This is a genomic window from Nocardia rhizosphaerae, from assembly GCF_042650365.1.
GTDB lineage: Bacteria > Actinomycetota > Actinomycetes > Mycobacteriales > Mycobacteriaceae > Nocardia > Nocardia rhizosphaerae.
In genome coordinates this window covers 730,137-746,311 of record NZ_JBHSBA010000003.1, presented here as the reverse complement: position 1 = coordinate 746,311, position 16,175 = coordinate 730,137, and the positions used below count along the sequence as shown (strand labels likewise).

The 16,175-nt window shown below is 64.1% G+C and carries 12 protein-coding genes and 1 tRNA gene; 6 read left to right on the top strand and 7 right to left on the bottom strand.

The window, feature by feature from the left end:
* Positions 1-462: 462 nt before the first annotated feature.
* The gene (locus tag ACFOW8_RS05020; protein WP_378546094.1) at positions 463-1,422 is read left to right on the top strand and encodes a hypothetical protein; all 960 of its coding nucleotides are present in this window, start codon (positions 463-465) and stop codon (positions 1,420-1,422) included.
* 591 nt (positions 1,423-2,013) lie between these two features.
* Here ACFOW8_RS05020 and ACFOW8_RS05015 read toward each other — a convergent pair.
* From ACFOW8_RS05015 to ACFOW8_RS05005, 3 genes are all read right to left on the bottom strand, one after another.
* A complete protein-coding gene (locus tag ACFOW8_RS05015) occupies positions 2,014-4,008 on the bottom strand; it encodes an AAA family ATPase (RefSeq protein ID WP_378546091.1) in 1,995 nt (664 codons plus the stop codon).
* Positions 4,005-4,340, bottom strand: a complete 336-nt coding sequence (locus tag ACFOW8_RS05010) for a hypothetical protein (RefSeq protein WP_378546088.1) — start codon at positions 4,338-4,340, stop codon at positions 4,005-4,007. Before ACFOW8_RS05010 ends, ACFOW8_RS05015 begins: the two co-directional genes overlap by 4 nt.
* 259 nt (positions 4,341-4,599) lie before the next feature.
* Positions 4,600-5,187 (bottom strand): hypothetical protein, encoded by a 588-nt coding sequence (locus ACFOW8_RS05005; RefSeq protein ID WP_378546085.1) that lies wholly within the window; start codon positions 5,185-5,187, stop codon positions 4,600-4,602.
* Positions 5,188-5,342: 155 nt separating this feature from the next.
* Between ACFOW8_RS05005 and ACFOW8_RS05000 the strand changes: the two genes are divergently transcribed.
* The 4 genes from ACFOW8_RS05000 (at position 5,343) to ACFOW8_RS04985 (ending at position 8,120) form a co-directional block, all read left to right on the top strand.
* Positions 5,343-5,810, top strand: a complete 468-nt coding sequence (locus ACFOW8_RS05000) for a helix-turn-helix transcriptional regulator (protein ID WP_378546082.1) — start codon at positions 5,343-5,345, stop codon at positions 5,808-5,810.
* An 85-nt stretch (positions 5,811-5,895) separates the two neighbouring features.
* Positions 5,896-6,324 (top strand): hypothetical protein, encoded by a 429-nt coding sequence (locus tag ACFOW8_RS04995; protein ID WP_378546079.1) that lies wholly within the window; start codon positions 5,896-5,898, stop codon positions 6,322-6,324.
* Between the two features lie 74 nt (positions 6,325-6,398).
* Positions 6,399-7,763, top strand: coding sequence for a tyrosine-type recombinase/integrase (locus ACFOW8_RS04990; protein WP_378546076.1), 1,365 nt, complete (start codon positions 6,399-6,401; stop codon positions 7,761-7,763).
* 126 nt (positions 7,764-7,889) lie between these two features.
* Positions 7,890-8,120 carry a hypothetical protein gene (locus tag ACFOW8_RS04985; protein WP_378546073.1) on the top strand — a complete coding sequence of 77 codons (231 nt, stop codon included), beginning with the start codon at positions 7,890-7,892 and terminating at the stop codon, positions 8,118-8,120.
* A gap of 91 nt (positions 8,121-8,211) precedes the next feature.
* Here ACFOW8_RS04985 and ACFOW8_RS04980 read toward each other — a convergent pair.
* The 4 genes from ACFOW8_RS04980 to ACFOW8_RS04965 all read right to left on the bottom strand — a co-directional run bounded on the left by ACFOW8_RS04980 (position 8,212) and on the right by ACFOW8_RS04965 (position 13,196).
* Positions 8,212-8,287: transfer RNA gene (locus ACFOW8_RS04980), tRNA-Thr, on the bottom strand.
* A gap of 57 nt (positions 8,288-8,344) precedes the next feature.
* The gene (locus ACFOW8_RS04975) at positions 8,345-9,544 is read right to left on the bottom strand and encodes a DNA polymerase III subunit delta' (protein ID WP_378546070.1); all 1,200 of its coding nucleotides are present in this window, start codon (positions 9,542-9,544) and stop codon (positions 8,345-8,347) included.
* A gap of 249 nt (positions 9,545-9,793) precedes the next feature.
* A complete protein-coding gene (gene topA / locus ACFOW8_RS04970; protein ID WP_378548487.1) occupies positions 9,794-12,679 on the bottom strand; it encodes a type I DNA topoisomerase in 2,886 nt (961 codons plus the stop codon).
* A 310-nt stretch (positions 12,680-12,989) separates the two neighbouring features.
* Entirely contained in the window at positions 12,990-13,196 is a 207-nt protein-coding gene (locus tag ACFOW8_RS04965; RefSeq protein WP_019044597.1) for a cold-shock protein, read from the bottom strand.
* A gap of 433 nt (positions 13,197-13,629) precedes the next feature.
* Here ACFOW8_RS04965 and ACFOW8_RS04960 point away from each other — a divergent pair, with 433 nt between their 5' ends.
* Positions 13,630-16,011 carry a DEAD/DEAH box helicase gene (locus ACFOW8_RS04960; RefSeq protein ID WP_378548484.1) on the top strand — a complete coding sequence of 794 codons (2,382 nt, stop codon included), beginning with the start codon at positions 13,630-13,632 and terminating at the stop codon, positions 16,009-16,011.
* Positions 16,012-16,175: the final 164 nt, after the last annotated feature.

The window sequence follows — 16,175 nt, the reverse complement described above, 5'->3', positions numbered from 1 at the left end:
CAGGCAGGCGCGACGACAGGCGATCGTTCACCGAAATTGATGGGTTCGGAATTTAAGCCTTTCCGCCAAGATCTGACATTGGCGCACGCATAAAGCCACCATTTCCCACACCCCCGTTACGCAATTCGGCTGACATAGCCTCTCGCGCACGTCGTCGCCGACATCACGCGCCGAGCAGGCGCACATAGTGAGCGCCAGCAGGTCCGTACAGCGCCTGTAATACCGTGGCGCGATAAATCACACGGTCGCATCGTTCACAGACGTCATATCGCCCGCTACACCAGTTGAATCGGACCCACGCACAGTCTCATCACACAGCGCCCTTCCTGTGCATGAGTCCCACTCATCTAATGATTAGTTAGACGACACAGCCGGCACTGAGGACCGAACTTCGATGCCGTTTGGACGTAAGCAGACTCGACATAATGTTGGCTAGATGTAATACTAGCGACTATGCCCACAATGACTGAAATGGAAGAACGCGAGATTCGCCAGTATGTGACTTCCCAAACACCGCCGGAATCCGAGGATGAAGTTTCGTTAGTTCAAAAGGTTGGCCGACGTAGAGTCCTGCGTCAGAGTCATGACCTTTACGACGTTTGGATGTCGAGTGGCCAGCGATGGTGGGTCATCACGAACATGACCAATCTATACGCACAGGAAGACTTCAAAAGTCTTGATCAGGTTTTCACATACCACCTTGGCCTTAACCTCGTTCTTCAGGAGCAATTCAATGTTGAGCCAAACGATGAACAGGTGGAACACGTTGCCAAGTCGTGGCGTCGGTACGCGGGGGCGGTTGATGCGATGGCAGAAGCGGAAGAGTCCGAGGATTTTCAGGCCGTAGGCATACGTTGCCGTGAGGCTGTGTTGGCATTAGTCCGCGAGAACATGAATGCGGATTGGGTTCACTTTGAGGGAGAACGACCACAAGTGGCTAACGCCAAGGCGTGGTTCGGAATCTTCGCGAACAGCCTTACGGCGAATAGCAAACCTCGCGCCTACCTCAAAGCACTTGCAGATAAGACGTGGGATCTAACCGTGTGGTTACAGCACTACGCTAAGGCTTCCGAATTGGATGCCGAGATAGTTCTTGGCGCAACTCAACAACTCATGAGACTTTTTACGCTGTTGCGCATCCGTCACGATCAGGCTGAGATGCAACGGTGCCCGGCCTGCGACTCATACCAAGTTGTGGAAGAAAGCAGTGGTGCCGTCGAGCGCGAAGGCCATTTCGGTACACTACTCCACGATGAATGTGTCTCATGCGGGTGGAAGTCCGAGCAAAAATTCGACCAATGGCCCGTTGACAGGCTAAAGCGGCTGATCGACTACGCAACTGGGACGTGGAGCCCTCCGAAAAAATCGATGGCGGATCTTGAAATCACAGATGATGCCGAGGCGGACGGTAACGTCAGATAATTACCATGACTGCACTTTATTGCCGTTCAATCGAGCTTCACCCGAACGATGGTGTGATCACCTTTGCACATATGCCCGCAGGCGTAGCGGTCGATCTGTTCCTCAAAGAACTCCGCGAGTTTGCGGGTCTTGTGCAAACTAACCGTTGGAACTCCACACCACGCGATGAGCGCATACGGACCCTCGCCCTGTATCCACACCGCCCGTGGAATTACACACTTCATGAATGCCCTAGCTGTGCGATGTACCCGCCCGCACCTATGACGGCTGTACACCTTCGTAAGGTCGATCTCGATAGTCGGCATTGCCTTTTCCCTTTCTCGCGTAGGTAACCCTCTTTAATCTGTGAGCGTTATCGGTTTCTTCACTTTTTCGCGCGAAACGTCTTACTCGCGTCATGTCATGCGCATCACATGGGAGCGCAGACTGCGTACGTGTCACGCGCGAACCCGGTGTATGACTGTAAATGTGTAAAACGACAGACCTGTCTTGCTTTCAAAATTACAGAAGGTTCTATTTACACTTTTACACCGATACGTCGCGCATGACGTGACGCACGCGCATAATGCGCCCGCACGCCTCATGCGCGCATCACGCACGCGAGTAGGTGTTGCCCTTCCTGACGACCAGCCCGTCGTCCCGAAGTCGACTCAGTGTGGTTGAGACGTTGCCAGGCGACATCTGATCGCCAGCCTCGATGATTCGGGTGTGGACCTCGTGCGCGGTCAAGGTATCGAAACCCAACGCCTTCAAGACCTTTCCTTTCGCTGTCCCCTTCGCCTCTTCCAGTTCGATCTCGTCGGCGATCCGCCAACGCCCGTCCTCGAACAAGACGTTCCAGTCGTTGCCCTCCATCTCGCGAGCTACGAGAAGCATTCGCCCCTCGGGCTTGTTCCTGGCGCGGCGCAAGATGATCAGCACGTCAGCCGCAGCGGTGAGGCCCTTGGTACCCGAGATGGAATCTACGAAGTCGTCCGACTCCGCCTTGCGGTCGTGGTGGGCAACAGCGATAGCGCAACGGTGCTTGTGCGCGAGGTCCGACAACTGCTTAGCCGGTCCGTAGTCGGCGGCGAACGGATCGCTTGACTTCGACCGGGGCTCACCCTTGAAGGCTGCCAAGGTATCGACCACGACCAGCGTGCAGTCCGGGTGTTCCGTCAGCCAGTCATCCAGCGCCTCGATACCACCGTCGTTCATGCTGTCCCACTCGGTCTTGAAGTGGATCTGATGAATGGGCTTGGGTGCGTTAGTCGCAGTAAGTACCTTGACCCGTGACTGGATGCTTCGTCCGCCACCGCCTTCGAGGTTCAGATACAACACCTCTCCGGGCGCGGTGTGGATGCTCCCGAACGCAGGCACGCCCTGGGCTACGGAGAGCGCCAGTTCCAGCAGCCAGAACGACTTACCTGTCTTCGGGGACGCGACGATCAGCGCAAGGCCCTCGGTGACCAAGCCCTCTGCAATGAACCTGAGAGCCGGGAACGTAACCCGCATCAGCTCATCGAGCGTCCAGCCTTCGGCGCGGTCAGCTTTGGGCTTCTTCTGAGGTACGTCCGCCTCAGCAGCTACAGCGGCAATTGCCCTCGGCCACATGCGCGTAACGTCGCCGAGCATCTTTGCTTCGCTGCCGTCGTACTTCTCCCGCGCACGTTCGGTGCTCCTTGCGTGCCAGAGGATGCCCGCGGCTGTGTCGATGTCCAACTCGGCCCGGACGCATACCTTCATCACGGCGAACGCAGCCCCTGATCGGTCGCTCGCGTTGTCGGCCGCGTCGCGCAGGTCTCGGTACAGCGCGCCCTTGAGCAGGCCACGCGCGGGCTTCGGCGCACTTGCCGCGACATCTGTAGATACGGTCGGTGCTGCCACCTCGGGTGCATACTCGGCGAACAACGCCTCCAACTCGGCCCTAGACCAACGCTTCTCGTCCTCTACCCTGACGACCGACACGGGGCGCCCATCGGCGGGATAGTCGGGCTTGAAGCGCTGAGACTCCGGCATGGTGAGCCAGTTGTATTCGTTGAACTTGGCGTCTGCGTTCAGCGCAGAGGCAAGCCACTGATTCAGGTGTCGGAACTCGTCCGCGTCAGCCATCGGCGCATCGAGCAGAACCCGAATGTGCATACGCTGCCTGCCATCTGGTCCCACACCGCCCGAGTGCGTGACGACGCAGCCCTTCCGCATGAGCTTCCGCAACAGCTCCCGATTGATCGGCTTGCCGGGCTTCTCGTCCAGGTCCGACCAGAGGCACCAGAACTTAAGAGGCGAGTAATTGCCCCTGCCCAATGGCTTGGGTTCTGCCTTCACTGCCGACGCCGGCCAAAGGGCAGAGTTCAAGAAGCTGTTGAGTCCGGCCTTCTCGTTTCGCTGCGACCATGCGACGAGTTCCCGTCGCCCTCTGACCGTGTTCGAGAAGAACGATGCCTTGCCAACGGGCTTGTTGTACTGGTCGCCCGGTGTGGAGCAACCAGCGATCGCGGCTATCGCTCCCTTGCCCGTGCGTCCGAAGATCGCGGATAGCGTCCCGTGGGCAATCGCGGCACGGTCGAACCTGAACCGCATGAACATTGGCTTCTCTTCCTGTGTCATCTCGTTGCTTCCTGTTCTGCGCGTCGGACGCGCTCCGCCAATCGCCGCTTGCGTTCGCAGTAGAGCCGCCCTAACGGCCCGTGTCGGCAGTCGATGTGATCGAGGTCCACGGGTGGAGGGGCGAACAGCTCCGGGTACCTGATCCGGTCCCGTGGGTCCTCCACGTCCGGCTCGTCGAACTCCGGCGCGGCTATCGGGTTCGCGCAGTCCTCGGCGTGGTCGATCTCGACGGCCCAGCTACGCGGACTCTCGAGCAGATCGGCCTTACCTCCACACGCCGGACACACGAACAGCGCGGCGAATTCCAGCGCCGACACTGGCGGTTCCGTCACTCCTTGCAGCGGAGGCGGTTCGTATCTGCGGCGTCTCATCCTCGCCCCGCTCCGGGCCGGTGTGGATAGATCAGATACAACGCCAGACCTATGGGGAGCGCTGCGGCGTAAGGCCATTCGTTCGCCTGGTCGCCCGGTACAGCGACAATCGCGAGCACGTAATCGAGCACGGCGTTACCCAGCATCGGTACCACCGCCCAGCAGACGCCGTGAGCGCCTGGCACCGTCGTTCGCGTGTGATTCGTTGTCGGCGCGCATGTCAGGCCACACCGAGCAACTGAGCGATGGCGATGATGTCGGCACCGTCGTAGACACGCCCGGCGTATCGATAGGGCTTACCCGCGTGAATTGGCTTGCCGCCCTTCGTCTTCACACACGATGAGATGCCCGGTTCTTCACTCGACGTAGACGCCGGTGTGTGTGGACGGCGATCGGGCTCCACACCCAGCCATTTCACAATCGCCGCAGTGGAATAGCGCGGGTGTGCACCGATCGGGATGGCCTTGATACCGGCCTCTTCGAGCATCGGCCTAACGAGGTTGTACGACAGCCCGAACATGCGGGACAGCTCAGCCGCGCTGTACATCGGCTTTGCCATCAGCCGTTCTTCGAGCTCGGTCGTGTCGTAGTCCCCGACTGATCGCAGAACCTCGATGGTGGAGAAGCGCCTGGTGCTGTTGATCCGGTACGTCCTGAGACCCACCCGACCTTCGCTGAGTAGAAGGTAAACCCGCTGCTTCGTCAGTCCCAGCAAGGCCGCCAACGCCGGAACTCCCAGCATCAACGGCTGATCGTCTACTTCCTCTTGTGTGAGCTGTTTCTGTCCTTCTCTGACGTTCATGCCCATCTTCAAAAACACCTTCCTACCTGCTGTTTTCATGTTGTGTCGCCATCAACAATGCACACGGCGCGATTGAAAGTCAATATGTAGCGTTTGCGTCCGGTTACAGGAACGGTGTACAGTTCCCCCTAAGACGCGACGGCAGCCACAAGGAGGATGGATTGAAGATCGAACGCATAGTGGGTGAGCGAATCCGCATCGCTCGTGAAGCCATGGGCTACTCACAGCCCGAGTTGGGGCGACGTGTCGGCGAAGCGCTCGACAAGGCGTACCCACGACAAGCCATATCCGCAGCGGAGCGGGGCGAACGTGCCTTCACCGCAAGCGAGCTGTTCGTATTCGCTCAGATCCTGCGCGTGCCGGTCGGCTCATTCTTCACCCCGCCGAGCGGTGTGGATGAGATCGCAATCTCTTCCGGCACAAAGTATCCAGCGAGCAGCCTCGATGACTTGCACATCCCGGGTAATCCAGCAAAGGAGGTCGCGTACGACATCGGGCGTGTGGTCGATGAACTGACAGAAGCGAATTCGCGCCGGGCTGACGAGGTCGCCCGTGACCGCCGCACGCTGACCACTCTCCACAGCCAGCTCATCGAGCTACAGAACGCGCTTCCAGAGGGCAGTGAGTGACGACACCACACGAGCACACGCACCGAATCCCGACAGACGCCTACGCGCCTCCTAGACACTCGAAATCGACTGAAGGACAACGACAGTGACATCCATCGCGCAGGTTCCGCGCCAACTTCAAACCCGAATCGTCAACCGCCTCGTTCAGTCGGTATTGATTCATCACGTGGGCCGGGAACGACCCTCCATTGACTACTACGAACTTCCGCCAGACTTCCGGGCGAAGCTCTTCCGTACATGGCTCGAAGAGAAGTTGCCGACCGCGCGGTCCCTCGTCAGGTATGAGCCCAGCCGTACAGAAGAGCACGCATACGCGGTACAGCCGTTCGACTCCATCACCGACGCCGGAGACACGTGGTCGATCGAATGCGGCTACGGGACCTGCGCAGTCCCGAAGGATGGCACAGACGATGACGACTACGTCGTTTTCTGCGTGAGGCGCCCCCGACGCGGAGGCCGACAAGAGACTTCCTATTTCAGGCAATGGCTCGCACAGCGCGGTATCGACGCCTGACTCCACACCCCCCCCGATGGGCCCTGCGCGATGCGTGGGGCTCGTCGCATTTCTCCACCAAGAAGGGCAAGAAAATGGCAGGAACCGGATACGTCCATCGTCGGTGTGGCTGTACGGAAGTAGGCCCGGACGGTAAGCGCCGTCAGCTGGGGCAGAAGTGCCCGAAGCTCAAGCGTCCCAACGGGAACTGGGCGAATCATGGCACCTGGGCGTTCTCGCTCGGCGTCACCGTGGCTGGCAAGCGGAAGAACGTCACGCGCTCGGGATTCTCGACCAAGGACGAAGCACAGGCCGCCCTCGATGAACTGCGCGCCAAGGCGAATCGGGGTGTGGTCGTCACCGAGCGTCAGACCGTCGCGGAGTACATGGAGACCTGGCTCAAGGGCAAGGCGCACGAACTGAAGGGCAACACCCACGACCACTACACCCGGTACTCCGTGCGATGGGGGCTGTACATCGGTCGAGTGAAGCTGGACGACCTTCGCGTCCATCACCTCACCGCGGCTTTCGAGCACATCGAGGAACGCAACGAAGAGATCCGGCGCGGCAAGATCAAGGCTCGCGTCACCGGACCGTCTGCCATGCAACGAATGCGCGCGATGCTCCGTAGCTGCCTCAGCGATGCCCTGCGTGAGGGTCTCGTCACAGTGAACGTCGCCAAGCTCGTCAAGCTCCCATCAGGCAAGCCACCCAAGGCGCTCGTCTGGACCAAGGCACGCGAAAAGGCTTGGCGTGACGCCATTGCCAAGCTCATCGAAGAAGGCCGGACCCCGAGGCAGGCACGACGTGAAGCGCCCACACCCTCCACGGTCATGGTCTGGCGTGCCGATCACCTGGGCGCATTCCTCGATGCCGTCGAAGGTGACCGCCTCTACGCCCTCTGGCACATCCTGGGTACGCGCGGTCTTCGTCGTGGCGAATCGCTCGGCTTGGACTGGCCGGATATCGACTGGGACAACAAGGCCGTGACGATCGAAAGTCAGTTGGTGCATAGCCCGTCCGGCGTCATCGAGGACACGCCCAAGTCAGATGCTGGCGACCGCACCGTAGCCCTCGGCACCACGAACGATTCGCTCCTGAAGGCGTACCGCGCTGCGCAGAAACGCGAACGGCTGGAGTGGGGCGAGGCGTACACCAAGACTGACCGAATCTTCACCCGCGAGGATGGGCGCGACTTGGACCCGAACCAGTTCACCAAGCTGTTCAAGCGCCTTGCCGCAGCCGCCGACCTGCCACCGATCCGGCTGCACGATGTTCGCCACACCGCCGGGTCGCTCATGATCGCGTCGGGCTCCGATCCGAAGACCGTTCAAGAGACCTTGGGGCACGCCGACATGAAGCTGACGATGGAGGTCTACGTTTCCATGTTCGAGGACGTGGCCCAGACATCCGCCGACAACGTGACCGCGTTCATCCCGAGGACGCGCAAGAGCGTCTAGGTTCGTCCGTACGCGCCCGCACGTTCGTACCGACACACACTGTCGCGCGAGTTATGCACAGATGCTCACAGACACGCTCAGCGCGGCATCTCCTCCGGTCAAACCCACATTCTTATGATTCGCGCCATGACCGCGCAATGGTGGACCGCAGCGAACCCGATGCTGGCATTCCGGGATCGAGCCAAGATCGAGGACCCGTCAAAGCTCATCGCCGACGCGATACGGGCGGGTGTGGATTTCAGTCGTCTCGCCGCCCCAACCAAGCAGGATCGGCAGTCTCTCCGAGCGCTCAAGCTCGCAGTTTCCGCCACCCGGCGCGTGCAGGCGCTGGGCAGTCCTCGAACGCCTGTTCAGTGACGCCGACACGCATACTGCACGCACATCGAATCTTCGTTCGACCAGCAAAAAGGTCCCTGACACACGTTGTGCATGTCAGAGACCCTTTTCGTGGAGCCGCCTGGGGGAATCGAACCCCCGACCTTTTCATTACGAGTGAAGCGCTCTACCGACTGAGCTAAGGCGGCGTGCCGTCAGGCGTCGAGAGTCTATCGCGGGTGGGGGCAGAACGCGAAAACGGGTGGTCAGGTGGAGCGGGCGGCGATGAGGGTGGCGACCATGGCGGCGACGGCGAAGCGGGGTTTGACGTTCAGGTCGAGGGCTTCGCGGCATTCGAGGACGGCGTCGATGCTGCGGAGCAGGCCCTCGGGGCGGACCTTGGTGGCGAGGTCGGTAATCTCGTCGGCCATGTCGGGGTGTGTGAGGGTGATGGGGACGCCGCGGCCCGCGAAGCGCATCGCGAGGGCGTCGCGGTACATGCCGGCTACGTCGATGAGGGCGCGGTCCAGGGCATCGCGGCCGGTGCGGGTGGCGCGCGACTTCTGGCGGCGTTCCAGTTCCTTCAGCACGCCTGCCGAGCCGCGGGTGGCCGAAGCCGCGCCTTTGCCGGTGCCGCCGGCGCCGAGAGCGGTGGCGAGTTCGTCGCGTTCGCGGTCGTCGCGTTCGGCGCTCATCTGCTTGGCTTCGTCGTCGGCCGACTTGACCAGCGCGTCGGCGGCGGCGTAGGCCGCGCCTGGCCGCTCCGTCGCGCCGACCAGGGCCAGCGCGCGCTGACGGCGGCCGCGGGCGTCCTCGTCGGTCGCCAGCCGTCTGGCCCGGCCGACGTGTCCGCCGCTCACCGAGGCCGCCCACTCGGCGGTCTTGGCGTCGAGCTGGTCGCGTTCGCGCAGCACCTGCGCGATGGCGGGCACCGACGGTGTCACCAGGTGGACATGCCGGCAGCGCGAGCGCAGGGTGACGGAAATGTCCTCGGGATCTACCGACGGCGCACACAGCAGGAACACCGTGCGGTCCGGCGGCTCCTCCACGACCTTCAGCAGCACATTGCCCGCTGCCTCGGTGAGCCGGTCGGCGTCCTCGACCACCACCACCTGCCAGCGGCCCGTGCTCGGGCGGCGCGAGGCCACCTGCACGATCTCGCGCATCTCCTTGGTGCTGATACTCAGGCCCTCGGGGACGACGCGGCGCACGTCGCCGTGGGTACCGGCCATGGTCGTCGTGCACGCATGACATTTCCCGCAGCCGACGGTCTCGGGGTCGGTGCACTGCAGCGCGGCGGCGAAGCACAGCGCGGCGACCGACCGGCCCGACCCCGGCGGCCCGGTGAACAGCCACGAATGCGTCATCGCGCCGGTGACCACCCCGGCCCGCGCCGCCGTCGCGGCAGCGGTCAGCTCGGCCTCGACCACGTCCTGGCCGACCAGTCGATCGAAGACTCCTGCCACGCGCTACACCCTAGCCGCGAGGTCCGACAGCGATCCCGGATACCACCGCTGCGGTGCCCGCGCTGACCGTTCACAAACCCGTCGATCTGTCGTGATAGGGACGCTCGGCAGCTCGAGTGGTTGCGCAGCGTGGCCCAGTCCGACCAGTCCGATTCGAACTGCGTAGCGTGCCGACCGGCGAGTCCGCTTCGGCACCAGCGGACTTCATCGCAATCCGCCAGGCGACGCGCAGGCTGCGTACCGACTCGATCAATCCCCTTCGGTACCAGCGGACTTCGCCGCCGTCTTCTTGGCGGGCACCTTCTTGGCCGCGGTCTTCTTCGCCGCGGTCTTCTTGGCCGCCGTCTTGGTGGCGGTCTTCGTCGCGGTGGACTTGGCCGCGGTCTTCTTCGCCGGCGCCTTCTTGGCCGTCTTCTTCGCGGGCGTCTTCTTCGCCGCCTTCTTCACCGGACCGCGCGCCCGGCGATCGGCGAGCAGCTCGGAGGCACGCTCGTCGGTGATCGACTCGACCTCGTCACCCTTGCGCAGGCTGGCATTGGTCTCACCGTCGGTGACATACGGTCCGAAGCGTCCGTCCTTGATCACCATCGGCTTTCCCGTGGCCGAGTCGTTGCCGAGTTCCCGCAGCGGCGCCGCGCTGGCCGCCTGCCGCCCGCGCCGCTTCGGCTCGGCATAGAGCTTCAGCGCCTCGTCGAGGGTGACGCTGAACAGCTGGTCCTCGGTCGCCAGCGACCGCGAATCGGTGCCCTTCTTCAGATACGGGCCGTAGCGCCCGTTCTGCGCGGTGATCTCTTCGCCGGAGGTGGGATCGTTGCCGACCACACGCGGCAGCGACAGCAGCTTGAGCGCGTCGTCGAGGGTGATGGTCGCCAGATCCATCGACTTGAACAACGACCCGGTGCGCGGCTTGACCTCGGCGGCCTTCTTGGCCGTCTTCTTCGCCGGTGCCGCGGCCGGATCGGGCGCGGGCGGATCGGGCAGCACCTCGGTGACGTACGGGCCGAAACGTCCCTCCTTGGCGACGATCTCGTTGCCGGACACCGGATCGACACCGAGCGAACGGCCCTCCTGCGGCGTCGCGAACAGCTTCTCGGCGACCTCGGGGGTCAGCTCGTCCGGCGGCAGATCGTCGGGCAGGTTCGCGCGCTGGGAGACCGGATCACCGTCCGGGTCATCGGGATTGACGACCATACGCTCCAGGTACGGACCGAACCGGCCGACCCGGACCACCACATCGCGGCCCTGGTCGTCGACGAACATCTTGATCGAGTTCACTTCGCGGGCGTCGATGTCGTCGAGTTGCTCGCCGACCATCTTCTTCAGACCACCCGACCGCGCAACCGATCCCTCGGCGCCGTGATCGCCACCGAAGTAGAAGCTGGACAACCAGTTTCCGCGCTGTTCACGGCCACCGGCGATGGCGTCGAGATCGTCTTCCATGGCCGCGGTGAAGTCGAAGTCGACCAACCTGCCGAAGTACGCCTCCAGCAAACCGACCACCGCGAACGCCACCCACGACGGCACCAGCGCGCTGCCGCGCTTGTACACGTAGCCACGGTCGAGGATCGTCTTGATGATCGAGGAATACGTCGAGGGACGGCCGATGCCGAGCTCCTCGAGCGTCTTGATCAGCGACGCTTCGGTATAGCGCGCTGGTGGATTGGTGCTGTGCCCGTCCGGCGTGAGCTCGACCGCCGTGACGCCCTGCCCCTCTTCCAGCGCGGGCAAACGGGATTCGGCGTCATCGGACTGACCGCCCGCCTCCTCGTCGACACTCTCCACATAGGCCTTGAGGAAGCCAGGGAAGGTGATGGTGCGGCCCGAAGACGAGAACACACATTCCTCGCCGGTCCGCGCGGTGCCGGTGATCCGCAGGGTCAGTGTGGTGCCTCGGGCGTCGGCCATCTGCGAGGCCACGGTGCGCTGCCAGATCAGCTCATAGAGCCGGAACTCGTCCTGGTCGACCTTGGACGCCAGCTGGCCCGGCGTCATGAAGGTGTCACCCGACGGGCGGATCGCCTCGTGCGCTTCCTGCGCGTTCTTGACCTTGCGGGTGTACTGCCGTGGCGTCGGCGAGACGTACTCCGCGCCGTAGAGCTGCGTGGCCTGCGAACGCGCGGCGGCGATGGCCGACTCCGACAGCGTGGTCGAGTCGGTACGCATGTAGGTGATGTAGCCGTTCTCGTACAGCCGCTGCGCAACCCGCATCGTGCGCTCGGAGGAGAAGCGCAGCTTGCGGCCCGCCTCCTGCTGCAGCGTGGAGGTCATGAACGGCGGATACGGCTTGCGCGAGTACGGCTTGGCCTCGGCGGAGGAAACCACCAGGTCGGCACCGTCGAGCGCCTCGGCGAGGCGGCGCGCGTACGCCTCGTCGAGCACAACGACTCCGGAGGCGGTCTTGAGCTGACCGTCGGAGCCGAAGTCACGGCCGGAGGCGACGCGGTCGCCCTGGACCTGCACCAGGCGAGCACCGAAGGTACGCGGGTTGGCCGAATCGGAGTTCTCGTCGACGCCCGCGTCGAGCTTGGCGGCGATGTCCCAGTACTCGGCCGACCGGAAGGCCATCCGCTCGCGCTCCCGCTGCACGATGACGCGGGTAGCGACCGACTGCACGCGGCCTGCCGAGAGCCGCGGCATGACCTTCTTCCACAGCACCGGGCTCACTTCGTAACCGTAGAGCCGGTCCAGGATGCGGCGGGTTTCCTGGGCATCGACCAGGTCGTTGTCGAGGTCGCGCGTGTCGGCCGCGGCGGCGAGGATGGCGGGCTCGGTGATCTCGTGGAAGACCATCCGGCGGACCGGCACCTTCGGCTTGAGCGTCTCGAGCAGATGCCACGCGATGGCCTCGCCCTCGCGGTCGGGGTCGGTGGCGAGGTAGAGCTCGTCGGCGTCGGCCAGCAGGCTCTTGAGCTCGGAGACCTTGGCCTTCTTGTCCGGGCTGACCACATAGATCGGCTCGAAGTCGTGGTCGACGTCGACGCCGAGGCGCGCCCAGGACTGCCCCTTGTATTTGGCGGGAACGTCGGCCGCGCCGCGCGGCAGGTCGCGGATGTGGCCCACCGAGGCTTCGACCGTGTAGTTGCGACCCAGGTAGGGCGCGATCTTACGGGCCTTCGTCGGGGACTCGACGATCACGAGACGACGCAGGGGACGCCCCTGGTCGGCTGAACTGCGGTCTCGTGTTGCCACCGGCGAACACCTTCCTTCTAGATCCGCGCGTCGGGAGGTCAACTCGGTACGCGGCTGGGGCAGACGGCGCGACGTACCGACATCGCCACCAGTGACGTTTATACCTTGCGCGCTTGGGTAGCCGCGTCCACGGCGGCCTGCGCCGCGGTTTCCCGACCATCGTGGCCTGGGAACTTCTGGGCGACCTTACCCCTGAAATGGCTCGTCCCCCACCTCCGCGTGGAGGTGGGGGACGGGCGCTGATTCGATTCGCAGCTCAGGAGAGCGCGCGAACGCCGGTGGCCTGCGGGCCCTTGGTGCCCTGGCCGACCTCGAACTCGACCTTCTGGTTCTCCTCGAGGGTACGGAAGCCCGTCCCCTGGATCTCCGAGTAGTGGACGAAGACGTCAGCGGAGCCGTCCTCGGGCGCGATGAAGCCGAACCCCTTCTCCGCGTTGAACCACTTCACAGTTCCCTGTGCCATTCTGTTCCTTCTCTTTCTTACCGGAACGGCGGACAACTGGGTTCGTCCACCGGGTCCGTTCCGACCGCTGTACTGTTGGTCCCCCTGCAAGGAAAGCCTGAGCACGGCGTTCGCAACATCGATCCTGCTGATGGTTGGACTTTCGATCCGTCCCTCGAACACAGAAGCTTGCGACCAGGACCCAGTGAACCATGTCTCCGAGCAATTCAACAGTCGAGTTACCGACAATTTGCAAAATTCTTGATCTTGCGAATGCGCAGGTACGGGACCGATTGGGTGAATCCGTACTTTCAGTCTGTTTGCTTCTCGATAACCGGGTGAGCTTCCAGCAAACCCAGTGTGACCCAGGTCGCTATTGGGTTACGAAATCGCAGGTGGCACTCGAGACACACACACGTTTCACACTTCCGGCGTGTCGGGAGAGGGCGAGGGGATGAATCCGGCAGACCAGACGGGGCTCCTGGCACGGGCAGGAAGCGAGAGCTACGGGCGATCGTTGCTGAATCGTGTCCTGCTCGACGCGGGTGCGGGCGATGACCCGCTGACCCACATCACGGAGTTGCCCGCCCAGCGCGCACGCTGCGCCGATTGGCCGGAGTGGGTGCCATCTGAGCTGGTCACAGCGTTGCGGACGGCCGGAATCGATCGCCCATGGGAGCACCAGACCCGCACCGCCGAGCTCGCGGCAGCCGGGAACCACGTGATCGTGAGCACCGGGACGGCCTCGGGGAAGTCGCTCGGATACCAACTGCCGGTGCTCACCGCCCTGCACGCCGATCCGCGCGCGACCGCGCTGTACCTGTCCCCCACCAAGGCACTCGGGGCCGATCAGCTGCGGACCGTCGGCGGGTTGATCCACGACAACCCGCTGCGTGAGGCCCATCCGGCCAGCTATGACGGAGACACCCCGGCCGAGGTCAGGCAGTGGGTGCGGGCCAACGCCAGGTGGATCTTCACCAACCCGGACATGCTGCATGTCGGGGTGCTGCGTTCGCACCAGCGCTGGGCGCGGGTGCTGCGGCACCTGCGCTACGTCGTGGTCGACGAATGCCACTCCTACCGGGGCGTGTTCGGCTCGCATGTCGCGCTGGTGCTGCGCAGGTTGCGGCGGCTGGCCGCCTGGTACGGCGCCGACCCGGTGTTCATCCTCTGCTCGGCCACCAGCGCCGACCCGGCTACCTCGGCGAGCAGGCTGATCGGCGCGCCGGTCACCGCCGTCACCGAGGACGCCTCGCCGCGCGGCGCCAGGACCGTCGCGCTGTGGGAACCGCCGCTGAGCACCGCACTCGGTGGGGAGAACGGCGCGCCGGTGCGGCGCACGGCGACCGGGGAGGCGGCCAAGATCATGGCGAGCCTGGTCGCCGAGGGCGCGCGGACACTCACCTTCGTCCGCTCGCGCCGCGGCGCCGAGCTGATCGCCCTCGATTCCCGCCGCGTGCTCGCCGAACGAGCGCCTGAGCTGCAGGAACGGGTCGCCGCCTACCGGGCGGGGTACCTTGCCGAGGACCGGCGTGAGCTCGAACGGTCGCTCTCGGAGGGCACGCTGCTCGGCGCCGCGAGCACGAACGCACTCGAACTCGGCGTCGACATCGCGGGCCTCGATGCGGTGATCATCGCCGGTTTTCCCGGCACCGTGGCCTCGTTCTGGCAGCAGGCCGGGCGCGCGGGAAGGCGCTCACAGGGCTCGCTGGTGGTGCTCGTGGCCACCGACGATCCACTCGACACCTATCTCGTGCACCACCCGGCCGCGCTGCTCGACCGCCCCATCGAGGCCACCATCACCGACCCTGCCAACCCGTACGTGCTCGGCCCGCAACTGCTGTGCGCGGCCATGGAACTACCGCTCACCGATGCCGAGGTCACCGAGCTCGACGCCGAGGCGGTGCTCGCAGACCTGGCCGAACAGGGGCTGATCCGACGCAGGCCCGGCACCAGGGGCGGACCGGCACGCTGGCACGTCACCGCGCACACCCAGCCGCACGACGCCGTCGACGTGCGCGGCGGACTCGGTACGCCGGTCGCCATCGTCGACGCCGAATCCGGCCGCCTGCTCGGCACGGCCGACGCGGGCCGGGCCCCCGCCACCCTGCACGACGGCGCTGTGCACCTGCACCAGGGCGAGACGTATCTGGTCGACGAGCTGGACCTCGACGGCGGCGTCGCCTTCGTCACCGAAGTGGACCCCGGCTTCACCACCAGCGCTCGCCAGGTCACCTCCATCACCATCGAAGCGATCATCTCCGAGCAGGTCCACGGAGCCGTCACCACCGCATCCGCGCAGGTCGCGGTGACAAATCAGGTCGTCGGTTACCTGCGCACCTCGGTCACCGGCGAGGTGCTCGACCAGGTCGAACTCGATCTGCCTGCTCAGACACTGCACACCAAGGCCGTTCTCTACACCGTCACGCCCCACCTACTCAGCGCCGCGGGCATCAGCGACGACCAGCTCCCGGGCGCGTTGCATGCCGCCGAACATGCCGCGATCGGCATGTTGCCCCTGGTAGCGGGCTGCGACCGCTGGGATATCGGCGGCGTCTCCATCGCCGAACACCCGGACACCGGTGCGCCGACGGTGTTCGTCTACGACGGCCAGCCCGGCGGGGCCGGCTTCGCCGAACGTGGGTTCGCCCAGCTCACAGCGTGGCTGACGGCCACCCTCAGCGTGATCCACAGCTGCGGCTGCCAGGACGGTTGCCCCTCGTGCGTGCAGTCGCCGAAGTGCGGCAATGGCAACTCGCCGCTGGACAAGGCGGCCGCCGCACGGCTACTCGGCGCCGTGCTGGGTGAGTTGCGAACGGCGGATATTGCGCGATGATGTCGTTGCGTGATGCTGTCGCGCCAGCCGCGTGACTGTTGGTACACCTCGCCACTCGGATGCTGGTCGCTCGACCTATTGCGCGCTGACCAGCGCCGACCAGCACCCGCCGAACCCCCTTCCGAATAAAAAGGAAAACCCTTCGGTTAACTGACCCATTGCCG